9 protein-coding genes are annotated in these 12,825 nt (G+C 45.6%); 7 read left to right on the top strand and 2 right to left on the bottom strand.

The features are described 5' to 3' along the window. Positions 1-309 precede the first annotated feature (309 nt). From P0M28_RS26605 to P0M28_RS26575, 7 genes are all read left to right on the top strand, one after another. Positions 310-729: a DUF2141 domain-containing protein gene (locus tag P0M28_RS26605; protein ID WP_302206538.1), complete on the top strand. Its 420-nt coding sequence runs from the start codon at positions 310-312 to the stop codon at positions 727-729. A gap of 112 nt (positions 730-841) precedes the next feature. Continuing rightward, a complete protein-coding gene (locus tag P0M28_RS26600; RefSeq protein ID WP_302206537.1) occupies positions 842-1,909 on the top strand; it encodes a formylglycine-generating enzyme family protein in 1,068 nt (355 codons plus the stop codon). 150 nt (positions 1,910-2,059) lie between these two features. Continuing rightward, a complete protein-coding gene (locus P0M28_RS26595; protein WP_302206536.1) occupies positions 2,060-3,403 on the top strand; it encodes a Gfo/Idh/MocA family protein in 1,344 nt (447 codons plus the stop codon). A gap of 10 nt (positions 3,404-3,413) precedes the next feature. Continuing rightward, a complete protein-coding gene (locus P0M28_RS26590; RefSeq protein ID WP_302206535.1) occupies positions 3,414-3,842 on the top strand; it encodes an SRPBCC family protein in 429 nt (142 codons plus the stop codon). Positions 3,843-3,990: 148 nt separating this feature from the next. Further along, on the top strand, positions 3,991-5,280 hold the full coding sequence (locus tag P0M28_RS26585; RefSeq protein WP_302206534.1) for an amidohydrolase family protein: 1,290 nt from the start codon (positions 3,991-3,993) through the stop codon (positions 5,278-5,280). Positions 5,281-5,586: 306 nt separating this feature from the next. Next, positions 5,587-6,018: a hypothetical protein gene (locus P0M28_RS26580; RefSeq protein ID WP_302206533.1), complete on the top strand. Its 432-nt coding sequence runs from the start codon at positions 5,587-5,589 to the stop codon at positions 6,016-6,018. Further along, a complete protein-coding gene (locus P0M28_RS26575; protein ID WP_302206532.1) occupies positions 6,015-9,467 on the top strand; it encodes a M4 family metallopeptidase in 3,453 nt (1,150 codons plus the stop codon). The genes P0M28_RS26580 and P0M28_RS26575 overlap by 4 nt, the downstream gene beginning before the upstream one ends. Before the next feature lie 101 nt (positions 9,468-9,568). On the opposite strand, the gene P0M28_RS26570 is transcribed toward P0M28_RS26575, so the two are convergent. Then, positions 9,569-11,281 carry an ArnT family glycosyltransferase gene (locus tag P0M28_RS26570; protein ID WP_302206531.1) on the bottom strand — a complete coding sequence of 571 codons (1,713 nt, stop codon included), beginning with the start codon at positions 11,279-11,281 and terminating at the stop codon, positions 9,569-9,571. Then, entirely contained in the window at positions 11,281-12,270 is a 990-nt protein-coding gene (locus P0M28_RS26565) for a glycosyltransferase family 2 protein (RefSeq protein WP_302206530.1), read from the bottom strand. The genes P0M28_RS26570 and P0M28_RS26565 overlap by 1 nt, the downstream gene beginning before the upstream one ends. Between the last annotated feature and the right edge of the window lie 555 nt (positions 12,271-12,825).

Raw genomic sequence — 12,825 nt, 5'->3', positions numbered from 1 at the left:
TGGAAAAAATTGTAAATCACAGTGACGCGGCCAACATGGGATGGTCGCCCTAAATTTGATCTTGGTAGCAATTATGTAAAGTAAAACCTTGTCTTAAGTAACTGGCAATTAGATGTTATGCCATCATTTAGTTACAGAAAGACATCCCACCGAATTAGTTTGGGGTTTAAAGAATAAAAAGAAAGGCTTTTTATCAAGACTTTTTGAAAAATAAAAGGCAAGTGCTGTAAGTAAGGGAACATAACAAGATAGAAAGTTTAGCGTTTTGAATTTGTAAATCTTAAAACACTATACTCAAAGCTTTTCAACATGCTTACACTTTTTCTATCACTAGCTCTTTTACTCATGCCCAACCTTCCTTCTGAAAATGAAAACCAAAACCTAACAATTCAGATAACCGGACTAGCGTCCTCAGAAGGTCAAGTACGAATAGCCGTCTACAATTCAGCCGAAGCATTTACCAAAACCCCGTTTTTGGCACAAGAGGTAAAGGTAAACGGAAAACAGACGGTGGAAGCCACCTTTTCTCTACCCGAAGGTGATTATGCCATTGCCGCTTACCACGACGAAAACGAAAACGGAAAACTAGATACAAACCTAGTAGGGATACCCAAAGAGAATTATGGCTTCTCCAACAATGCCCGAGGCACACTAGGGCCACCTTCTTTTGAGGAAGCTAGCATATCAGTAGACGAATCGGCTCAAACCACCCAGATTGAGCTAAGTTAGTAGCCAGAAACATCAGATTCCCACTCCAAGAATTAAAGAAATTTCGCTAAATTAGGAGATAACAGTAAATTTACACTGTTTTTATACCTACCTATTGAATTTTCGCTAACGAATGCATATCAACAATCTAATCAAAAACCTATTCCGACCCCAATTTTCCTTTCATCTTAATCGGTTCAATCAACTTCTTACGGTCAGTAGTATACTACTACTAGCTACGCAGGGCTACATTTCTAAACCAACGGCGGAAGAATCCTTTGAGGCTTACGATGAAGCCGTACCAGGTACTAGCTTCTCCCTCGAGATGCTCCCCATTCCTGGCGGTAGCTTTATGATGGGTAGTCCTGAATCAGAAGAAAACCGCCAAGACGACGAAGGCCCCCAAGTTGAAATAATGGTTGATCCCTTCTGGATGGGAAAGTACGAAATTCCGTGGGATGTATACGAAGTGTTTATGTTTCAGGAACTAGAAAAACGCTACGCCGAAGAAAACGGTGGATTAGATGCCGCCAAAATTCCCAGTGTGGATGCAGTATCTCGACCTACTCCTCCTTACCTAGATATGAGCTTTAACATGGGTAAATACGGCTACCCAGCTATCTGTATGACCCAGTACGCTGCCAGCCAATTTTGTAAGTGGCTCAGTGCCAAAACCGGACATTACTATCGCCTCCCGACTGAAGCTGAGTGGGAATACGCCTGTCGAGCGGGTACTACTACGGCTTACTCTTTCGGCGATGATGTCTCTCAGCTAGATGAATACGCTTGGCACTACGGTAACACCAACGGGGGCTACGAAAAGATTGGTACCAAAAAGCCTAACCCCTGGGGGTTACACGATATGCACGGCAATATTGCCGAATGGACGCTAGACCAGTACAACCCAGCGTATTACGCCAGCTTGGACAAGGCAACCTCGAAAAACCCCTGGAACGAACCTACCGAGTTGTACCCCCGGGCAGCTCGAGGAGGAACCTACGATGACGATCCTGAAATGCTTCGCTCGGCCGCGAGGCTGGGGTCTAACCCCAACTGGAAAATCCACGATCCCCAAATACCTAAAAGTCGCTGGTGGCTCACGAACGCTCGCTGGGTTGGCATCCGCCTGGTACGGCCTCAGGTCGCCCCAGCCGAAGAAGTGCAAAACAAGTACTGGATCAACTTTATAGAGGATATATAGAGCAGGGCGCAAGGAGTAGGGAAAAATTATGAGATAATAAAACATGAAATTAGAAACTAGTAGCCAATGCGTAGAAGTAAAGTGAAGAGCATTCATTCTGACCTCCCCGCCCCACGCTCCTAGCCATTTGATAATTAAACAACAAAAAATATGAACAAGAACCTAACAATGAATCGTCGTAAATTTGTCCGCAATTCAGCCGTAGCAGCAGCGGGAGGCGGATTATTAATTAGCCAATTGCCCGTAGAGGCAAGTGCTTACGTGCGCGGTAACGAAACTATCAAAGTAGCTGTAATCGGTTGCGGGGGACGGGGAACCGGAGCCGCCAGTCAAGCGATGAGCGTAGACCAAGATGTGAAACTTGTTGCTATGTGCGATGCGTTTCGGGACCGCCTGGATAAATGCTACGATAACCTTACTCAGAAGCACGGCGAATCAGGACGAATTGATGTACCGGAAGAAAATAAGTTCGTAGGATTTGAAGGCTACAAAGACGCTATTGCGCTGGCCGATGTGGTCATCCTAACCACCCCTCCTGGCTTCCGCCCCATACACTTTGAAGAAGCTGTGAATGCCGGAAAGCATGTGTTTATGGAAAAACCGGTGGCAACCGATGCTCCCGGAGTACGAAAAGTGCTGGAAGTAGCCAAGAAAGCGAAAGAAAAAGACCTCAACGTAGTCGTCGGTCTGCAACGCCACTATCAACCCAGCTATCTGGCACTGATGGAGCGTATTCACAACGGTGAGATTGGTGATATTGTGGGTGGACAAGTATACTGGAACAGCAGCGGGGTGTGGGTGCGTCCGCGCGAAGAAGGACAAACTGAGATGGAGTACCAAATGCGAAACTGGTACTACTTCAACTGGCTCTGCGGCGATCATATTTTAGAACAGCATATCCACAATATTGACGTAGCTAACTGGGCCAAACAAGCCTATCCGACAATGGCGCAAGGTATGGGCGGACGCGAAGTACGCACGGGCCCCGACCACGGTGAAATCTTTGACCACCACTTTGTAGAATTCCACTACGGCGATGGTACCATGATTAATAGCCAGTGCCGCCATATTGAGGGCTGTATGAATAAAGTAGCCGAGTCCTTCGTAGGAACCAAAGGCCGGGCAACCACCGATGGCAAGACTGAAATCACGGATTTAAAAGGGAACACTATCTGGAGCCACCGCAGTAAAAACGATGCAAATCCCTACCAAATAGAACACGACCGTCTGTTCGAGACCATTGCCAACGGCGGGGAACTACTGGCTGATGCTGAAAACGGAGCTAAGAGCACCATGACGGCTATCTTAGGGCGAATGGCCACTTATTCCGGCAAAGTCGTCACCTGGGATGAAGCTCTAAACTCCAACGTAAGCCTGATGCCCGAAACATTCGCCTTCGATGCTCAACCACCTATTGTACCCGATGAGAACGGCCTCTACCCTGTGCCTACTCCCGGGAAGACGAAGGTGATAAGTACAAAACAGAGTCAATAAAAAGAAGAAAATGGAAAAAAGAATAAAAAGAAAGAACATTCTGAACGCAATGCCAGAAATAGTTTGGAACACTTTAACAAACCCAAATAAAACAAAACTATTTATGTTTAATTGTGAAGCTCATTCTAATTGGAAAGTAGGCAGTGAGATCAAATGGAAAGGGAATTTTAACGGATATGAAAGCGGAGAGAAAGGCGTCATTTTAGAGCTAAGTGAAAATGAGCACTTAAAATATTCCTCGATTGACCCAAATTTCGGCATTGAAGATATTCCTGAAAACTATTTGCACATAACTTACGATTTGAAAGAAGTGGATGGTAAAACTGAATTAACAACTACCATTGAAAATTTTAATAACGACCCAGAAAGACTTGGACATGTTGCAAATGGCTGGGATAATATAGCCTTGCCAGCACTAGAGAAAATTCATAATCAATAGTAGAAAACCAGTTGCTAATAAGACGTATCGTTTTACGAAAAGAGACGATGAATTCAGCCGTATTAGGGTTACCCTTGATGCGGCTTTTTTTTCATCATAATTGAAAAATATTTTCTAACTTCTACCTACACTCTGCCACATACAACCTATGACTACTACCCTACGCTACCTCACTACCTTTTTGTTAGTTATTCTCTCGCATGTTCTATTTTCTCAACCTAGCAATCCGGTACGGGCTGTCAATGAAGCTAGCATTGCGGTGGGGAACACAACTATTGCTATCGTCGGAGCTACGCTGATCGATGGAACGGGTAGTGACCCACTCCCCAATACTACCGTCATTGTAGAGAAAGGTGTTATTACTGCGGTAGGAAGTAAGAAAGATACCGATGTGCCCATGGGGGCCGAAGTAGTAGACGCGCAAGGACTTACGTTGCTGCCGGGGCTGATTGATGCTCACTTTCATTTGGTCAGCGACTCTATGCCCGTCCAACTTCTACAGCGGGGTATCACTTCCCTACGTGATCCAGGGGCGTGGATGGAAACCTACGAACCCGCTCGGCAAATGAACTTGCCCCTTCCCCGTCTGTACCTTACCGGACCTCACTTAGACGGTTTCCCCCCAGCTTACCCGAGAAACTCGTACGTCGTACAAGACGTGACCGAAGCAAAACGTATTGTAGAACGATTGGTAGACCAGCAGGCATCAGCTCTGAAAGTCTACTTTCGGTTGCCACTTGACCTCATCCGGCAGGTATGTGAAACCGCGCATGAAGTGGGTATTCCGGTGACGGCACATCTGGAAATTACTGATGCTCGCGATGCCATTAACGTCGGACTAGACGGTATTGAACATATTACTTCTTTCGGTACCACGTTGTTACCACTTCGGAAAGCCGAACGCTATCGGCAAACAATGCTTAAGGATAATAATTTTCGTCGACCCGGTCGCTACGGAGTATGGAGTAGGCTAGATACCAGCAATCAGCGGGTGAATGATTTAGCGAAGTTTTTGGTAGAGAAACAAACCTTCGTCTGCCCTACCCTAGGGGCTTTCGAATACCGCCTGAGTGAAGAAAAACCAGATACGCTTCGCCACACCGGTTTTGAGCGGATGCTAGATGTTACAGGCTATTTGCAACAGCAAGGAGTACGAATGGTCGTCGGTTCGCACGGTCATATTCCTTACGCGGACTGGGGCTGGTCGTATCAGCGAGAAATGGAGCTGATGGTAGAAAGCGGCATTTCGCCGATGGAGGTACTAGTAGGGGCTACCTTAGAAAACGCCCGCTTCTTTCGGATTGAAGATAAGCTAGGCAGCGTGGAAGTCGGCAAACAGGCTGATCTACTGCTACTTGATGCCAACCCGCTAGAGGACATTCGGGCCATGTATCAGATAAACCGGGTGATGCTCAATGGCAAGTGGATTACACCTTGATGTTTTGATACCGACAAAGATTCAGCTCCGCTTTTAGCTTCCTACCCCTCACTTTTCATTCCAAAACACTGGATTTTTCCCATCATTCATCAATTATTACTCCCTATCCTTACTCCTACATCAATTACCCATTTTCAGTATTTATGGGTATACTTCTCCAAATCATAATAGCATGAAGTGGCAATACTGCTACCTAGCACGTATCTTGTACCTAAAATTTTCAGAGGAGAAAAATTACCAATTACCATTAACCTTGCTTATCCTTCCGGGATAATGCTATAAAAGGTTTACTACTTACTTTTGCTCATGCATCTATTCTACTCCTTTACTGCTCTTTGCTTCTTGTTTAGTTTAAGTAACTGCCAGCGTGCCAGTTTTCAACCGGAAACTATCGATCAGCACTACATTACTTTTGGAAAGGGAGGTGGTATGGCTAATCAAGTAAGCACGTACTACATACTACAAAATGGGCGAGCTTACCAGCATAATAACCTAACCAAAGAGTATAAATCACTACCTCGCTTAAATAAAGCCGAACGAAAGCAGGTATTTTCTCAAGCCGAAGCATTGCCAGGCACGGCTTTTGGCAGCAAAGAACCAGGCAATATCTATTATTTTCTCACTATCCATACCGATACCGTTCGGCAATGTACGTGGGGGAGGCAAGGTTTTACTCCTGCCGACAGCCTCACGTCATTTTACGAATATCTCCAAACATTAACTTCTGAATCGTTATGACCCGCATATTACCACTACTATTGCTATTCGGCTGCTTATTGGGAAGTAGCCTGTTGTTTGCCCAGTCAGAGGCCTGGGAAGTAAAGAAACAGCGTTCCCAAGAAATTCAGAAGCCTTCGTTTAAGTACCAAACCCGTAACGGAGCGAAAAGCAAGTCCGCTCGTCAGGCTAATTTTATGCCCAACCTGAAAGGCTCACTTTCTTCGCTTAACCTCCAGGTAAGAGGCGCGCGAGGGCAAGAGCCACCTCGGGAAATTAAAGGTGAGTTGCCTACTGCTAACAATCAAGCTGCTCGAATTGCTACTGATTTTCCGTCGGCAGCTAACCTTTATTTAGATGAAGTCTCCGAACTGATGCAAATATCAGCACCCAATGATGAGTTTGTTCCCAAGCAGCAGTGGACGGATGTTCGTAATAATCGTCATCTGCGCCTCCAGCAGCAGTATCAGGGAATTGACATATACGGTAGCGAAATTATTGTTCACGCGAATCAGCGAGCGGTGCAGGGGCTGAACGGTCGGTATATGCCTACCCCTCACTTGCTGAATACGAACCCTTCCATCACTGATACTGATGCCATTCAAGCGGCTTTAGGACAACTGGAAGCGGTTAGTTATCTAAATGAAACGCAAAAGAAACTACTACAATACACTGGTCCCGAAGCCAAGCTGGTTATATTACCCAATTGGGAAACGGGTACACCTCAATTAGCCTGGCAGGTAATGGCTCGTCCCAACATGCTGGACTACTGGGAGATTATGATTGATGCCCAAAGCGGGGCACTGATTCAAAAAACCAATCTCACTTGTAGCTTCGCCCCTGAAATGCACCTACCCCACGGAAAAACTGATGCTGATGCTGATGCTCATCACCATCATTCTGCTCCTCGTCAAGCAACTCAATCAATGTCTCCTCTACGCCTTACCAATGCCTCTCAGGGAAGTGGTATTGACTTAAACAATGTAAACCAAACCCTCAATGTTTGGCAAGCTTCCGATGGTTTTGGTTTGATTGATGCTTCCAAAGATATATTTAAAAGTCCCGCCGGAACATCAATTCAAGACTTGGAAGGAGTGCTGATTACCTACGATGCCCTGAGTAGGCCTGAGCCGGAATCAGTTAGTATCTCATTCAGTGAAACTAATGTATTCGCTGACCCCGCTGCCGTGTCAGCCCATGTTAATGTCTCGATAGCTTATGATTACTTTCGGCAGAAACATAATCGCTTAGCCATTGATGGCGAGGGCGGAAATATTCTCTCGGTAGTGAATTATGTGGAAGACGATAGCAGTGGCATGGATAATGCCTTCTGGAACGGCACGTTCATGGTATACGGTAATGGCGACGTTGCCTTCCGTCCCTTGGCGGGTTCGTTAGATGTGGGCGGACACGAAATGACCCACGGGGTGATTAATGCCACGGCTAACTTAGTGTACCGTAATCAATCAGGGGCTATTAATGAGCACATTGCCGACGTATTTGGCGTGCTGATTGAGAACGAAGACTTTCTACTAGGTGAAGATGTGGTGAATACCCAAGTTTTTCCTTCGGGTGCTCTTCGCGATATGGAGTCGCCTCACAATGGCGGTACTTCGCTACGAGATAATGGTTTCCAACCTGACCATATGTCCGAGATTTATACCGGAGAAGAAGATAATGGAGGAGTTCATATCAATAGTGGCATTCCGAATCGAGCTTTCTTCCTGATAGCCAATGAGATTGGTCGCGACCGGGCGGGTGAGCTATACTACCACGCACTTACCACCTACCTTACGGCTAGTTCAGAATTTTCTGACCTACGGCTAGCATTACTTAACTCAGCCAACGATCTGTTTGGTGCTGACGCTGCTGAAATCCAGGTAGTAGCAACCGCCTTTGATGCGGTAGGAATTACCGAAGAGGTTGGTGATAGTAATCCAGGAGGCGGTGGAGATGATGATGGAGATGAGCTGCCTACCATTGCGGGAAGTGAGTTTTTACTGACAGTAAATACCGATGAGGAAGACCAGGATAACGCAGGCAATATGCATAGCTTGTACTTGGTAGATCTAGCTAATGAAGAGTTTGCTCCTATCTCAATCTCTACGGTTAATCGTAAGCCAACTATTACTGATGATGGTAGCACTGCTTTCTTTATTACGGAAGATGAAACGATTCAGGGTATTGAATTATCCCCTCCTTTTAACGAACAAGTTATCAGCGATGAATCATTCTGGTCTAACCTCAGTATCTCCAAAGATGGAAATCGGCTAGCCATCATTCCCAATCGAGAAATGCCGGAAATCTGGGTGATTGATCTTACCCGTGATACGGATAATGTTATGCAATTTGAACTGTTCAACCCAACTACCCAAGACGGAATTACCACCGGGGAAGTGCAGTACGCAGATGCCATTGAGTGGGATTATTCCGGCGAGTTTCTGATATACGATGCTTTTAACCAAGTACAGGGCTTCGGGTTTGGGGAGACTATTGAATACTGGGATGTGGGTGCTATTCGGGTGTGGGATAATACCGAAGACAGCTTCGGCGATGGTAGTATTCAGAAGATTTTCACGAACCTTCCCCGAGGCACCAATATTGGCAACCCATCTTTCTCCAAAACCAACCGAAATATCATCTGCTTTGACCTGTTTGATACTGAAGATGAAACTTATCAGATTATTGCTACTGATCTAAGTACGGGTGAAACTAATATGGTATTCGAAAATAATACTCTAGGTTTCCCCAGCTATTCCAGCGACGACCGTTTTATGGTATTCGATGTGATTGACGAGGATGGTAACCCAGCTGTCGGGCGAATTGCACTCAAAGACAAGGTATCTTCTGATGGCGAACTAGAAACCCCTTATATCTTTGCAAAATGGACTACCTGGTTCAGTCAGGGTGAGCGGGTTATCAATAGTTCGGAAAAGGATATTCTTTCTTATGAGATGTTACTAGAGACGGGCAATGTTGTGGGCACTATCAGTAACGATAGCATAAAATTAGTGCTACCCGAAGATACTGACCCCAGTACACTAGTAGCCCGTTTCACGGCCTCACCTAGCTCAGAAGTATTTGTGGGTGAGTTCCAGCAAATTAGTGGAATTTCCAGTAACGATTTCAGCCAAGAGGTTGACTACACTGTAGTAGCTCAGGACGGAAGCACCCGTACCTACGTAGTAGCAGCGGAAGTGGAGCAAACTGAAGATCCTGTCACTTCATTAGATGATCCACTTAGCGAAAAAGCGGTAGTATATCCCAATCCGTTTGAGCAAGAAATCTATCTACCTGAACCACTCACGGGAAACTATCAGCTTAGGCTATCTGATATTTTGGGACGCTCGTATAACCTTGCCGTCAACCAAGCTCAGATACAGGTAAAGGAGTTGCTAGCACCAGGAGTTTACTTTCTGACGATACAAACTCCCAAGCGCACCCAAACCATTCGCTTACTGCGGAAATAATCTGATTAGGCCGCGTATGGAAAAGCCATTGACGAGACCCTTCTGATCTACTAAACGAAGAGCTTTTGTTAATAGCTTTTTCCGAAATAAAGGGATTAGTTTCAATCAGCAAGTGGCCTACGCTGCTCATCTAGTGCGACCGGAAGATTCTGTGGTATACTTGATGCAGGTTGATAAACCAATTGATACTCCTGAAAGTGATGATTATTTCCTTGGAACGCATACCAACAGTGTAAGATGAACCGAAAGCCGTGCGATTCTGAACCCTTACGATATATCCATCCTTGCCATAGCACCTCGTATCCTGCTGGTAAAGCGTGGCCAGTTTTTACCAACCCAAGTACGGGCTTTTCCTTTTCCATACGAACAATGTCCGCCCAAGTATACTGTCGATCTTTCAGCACCTTTCGCTCCGCATAGAAAGGCATATTGTGGATAAACCGCTCTTCCACTACCATCGGCACTTCTTCCGAAATTTGATGATCTGCGATCGCCTGCCGAATAGCGCGATAAGGACGGTATTGTTCTAATGAAGGGTAAAGGCTAAGAAACAAAATAGCGAGAGCAACTACCGTAGAGGCTACGGCCAGGGTAGGCGCGTATTGCAAATAATGCTTAGCGTACTGTCGTACGGCTATACCGGCTAACAATCCAATCACCAAGTACCAAGCCACCGATAGATGAAAAGCGATCACTAAGCTGACCGAAAATACGACAGCAACAAAGGTAGCCAGTCCCCACAACCACGCATTAATCTGCTGTACCTTTCTATTTTGCTGAGATTGAACAACAAAATAAGCGCACAGTAATGCCATAGCCGGATGTGCTTGCAGAATATAAGCGGGTAGTTTGCCTTGAGCCAAGGTAAACCCCAGCAGCATCACTCCCAGCCACGCAACAGGCAAGGCTATTTTTTGTAAGCTGGTTAAGCCTTTCTTCAAATAAAAAAATAAAGCATAGTATAGCACGAGCGATCCCGGAAAGAAACTCCATACAATTGCTTCGGGGTAAAAAAACCATTGCTTCCAGAAACTAGACTGATTACTACGAACTGCACGTTGACTGGTCTCAAAATGTAGTACCTCGAGTAGTTCCTCCTCATAGCGCAAGTACATCAGCCCCAACCAACTTAGTCCAATTAGCAGTGCAATTAGGCTTCCTCCTAAGAACCATCCCCAAGGGATGACTTTCTTAATGGATGATAAAGAGAAGCGGTAATGCAGTAAGAGAAAAGCTCCCAATACCGTATACACTACCAAAAAATACGGCCACCCTTTCACCAGTAACGTGAGCGACAAAGCAGTAAAAGCAAGCAATAGATACCCTTTTCGCTGGTCTTGTAGGCCCCTGACAAACCCGTAGATGGTTAAGGTAAAGAAAAAGGTCAGCGGAATTTCTGGAGAAGCGTAGTGCTTGAGCCACGCAAACTGTAAACTCACCGCCATGAACAGTAAAGCCCATCGCCCCACTGCCTTGCTAAATAATACCACTCCTAACCGATAGGTTACAACGAGGGTGCCTAATGAGCACAGCAAGATTGGCAAGCGCAATGCCCACTCCTTCAAACCAAAAACAGATGCAGAAGCTGCCATCAGCCAATACGTGAGTGGCGGCTTATTAAACCGCAATTCACCATTGAAGGTAATTGTCATCCAATCACCCGACTCTAACATTTCACGCACAGCTACGGCGTAGTAGCTTTCGTGCGTAGTCCAAATACTATTAGCTCCTATCCCGGCTACGTATACCCCTACAATGGCTACTAGCAGACCATAGAAAACCCGGTTATCCAGGGCGACATTTCTCTCAACCATTATACGTGCATTGAAGAAGATGAAGCCCGCCAAGGCAGCGTTTCAGTGGTATCAGGAGATGCCGAAGGAAGTCGATTGAAGTCAGTTACTTCCGAACTCTCAGCGGGTTGCCGTTGGTGCAAGCGATAGAGCATCTCCGCAATAAACCCGAAGGAGACAAATTGCAATCCTCCTAAAACTGACATCATACCCAGTAGTAAGAGCGGGCGTCCGCCAATATCGTACCCAAGTAGCTTAACCCCGATCAAATAGGTTAACGTAATGCTCCCTGCTGCCACGAGTAAAAGACCGACAGTACCGAAGAGATGCATCGCTCGGGACCAGTATTTCTTAAAGAAAAGCACGAGTAACAAATCGCTGATTACTTTAAATGTACGATTCAGGCCATAGTTTGACTTGCCGTGCAGACGAGGTGCGTGGTGCACCGGTAGTTCGCCAATACGGGCTCCCTGAAGGTGCGCCAGAACCGGAATAAAGCGATGCAGCTCCCCGTGCAAATCTAAAGATTTGGCTAAATTGGCGCGAAAGACCTTTAACGTACAGCCGTAGTCCCGCACGTGTACGCCCGTGGTGGTACGAATCACCCAATTAGCCAACCGACTGGGAAAAGTATGGTGCCAAGGATCTTTTCGTTTTTTCCGGTAACCCGCTACCATGTCGTATCCACCTTCAACCAGCTTATTGAGTAGGCGGGGAATGTCCGAAGGATCATTTTGCAGGTCTCCGTCCATCGTAACAATATAGTCACCATCGGCTAGCGCAATCCCTTTTTTCATGGCGTAGGTCTGTCCCTGATTGTAGTTTAGTGAAACCAAACGAACCCGGTGGTTAGCATGAAGATGAATTTGGCTGATGGTCTGATCGGTAGACCCATCATCGACCAGAATCAGTTCATATTGATAACTTGCTAGTGCCTGCTCTAATCTTGATAACAAGAGCGGTACATTTTTTTCTTCGTTATAGAGTGGAATGACGATTGAGAGTTCCATCCTCAGTAAGGTTAAGGTGTTTTTATTCGTTGAGGGTAAAAAAGCTAGTAGCATAACGGACCGTCTGTCTCGTTTGCTTCTCTGAAATTGGCTGATACTTCCGCTAATCAGCCCTACGAAATGCTAATTACTTTTGAACGGCAGCTTGAATATTCTACCGTTTGTAAGCTTTACGGTTTTTGTCTGTTTTTTCCTTTACTCTGGTCAGAAGGGGGCTGCTCAAGGAAGGTTGAGGCAGAACGTCGCTCCGAAAATAACCATATCTGGTTGTGTTGCGCTCTTATCACCAAGTTCCATTGAACATCCTTTCCCTTACTTTGCATTTGATAAAAATTTATAGGATTCGTGCTATGAGTTTTTCACATTATTCTTTAGCTATTTAGGCACTTGAGTGGAAACTTTTTCTCGCTTCTTTCTACGATGCACTTCGTCTAAAAATTGGTTAAAGTTTTTTTGTGCCTGTTTCCAGCCGGCTAAGTATTGGACTGTTACGGTAGTCCTCGATGCATAAGAAGTTTTCATACTGATTACTTTAAAATGAATGAACTATGTTGC

It is taken from the genome of Tunicatimonas pelagia (assembly GCF_030506325.1).
In the GTDB taxonomy this organism is placed as follows: domain Bacteria; phylum Bacteroidota; class Bacteroidia; order Cytophagales; family Cyclobacteriaceae; genus Tunicatimonas; species Tunicatimonas pelagia.
This window is presented reverse-complemented; position numbering and strand designations above follow the sequence as displayed.

Excerpts from the sequence above, each read along its gene's own strand:
- P0M28_RS26605 (WP_302206538.1), top strand. The coding sequence starts at position 310 with ATGCTTACACTTTTTCTATCACTAGCTCTTTTACTCATGCCCAACCTT.
- P0M28_RS26600 (WP_302206537.1), top strand. The coding sequence starts at position 842 with ATGCATATCAACAATCTAATCAAAAACCTATTCCGACCCCAATTTTCC.
- P0M28_RS26595 (WP_302206536.1), top strand. The coding sequence starts at position 2,060 with ATGAACAAGAACCTAACAATGAATCGTCGTAAATTTGTCCGCAATTCA.
- P0M28_RS26590 (WP_302206535.1), top strand. The coding sequence starts at position 3,414 with ATGGAAAAAAGAATAAAAAGAAAGAACATTCTGAACGCAATGCCAGAA.
- P0M28_RS26585 (WP_302206534.1), top strand. The coding sequence starts at position 3,991 with ATGACTACTACCCTACGCTACCTCACTACCTTTTTGTTAGTTATTCTC.
- P0M28_RS26580 (WP_302206533.1), top strand. The coding sequence starts at position 5,587 with ATGCATCTATTCTACTCCTTTACTGCTCTTTGCTTCTTGTTTAGTTTA.
- P0M28_RS26575 (WP_302206532.1), top strand. The coding sequence starts at position 6,015 with ATGACCCGCATATTACCACTACTATTGCTATTCGGCTGCTTATTGGGA.
- P0M28_RS26570 (WP_302206531.1), bottom strand. The coding sequence starts at position 11,281 with ATGGTTGAGAGAAATGTCGCCCTGGATAACCGGGTTTTCTATGGTCTG.
- P0M28_RS26565 (WP_302206530.1), bottom strand. The coding sequence starts at position 12,270 with ATGGAACTCTCAATCGTCATTCCACTCTATAACGAAGAAAAAAATGTA.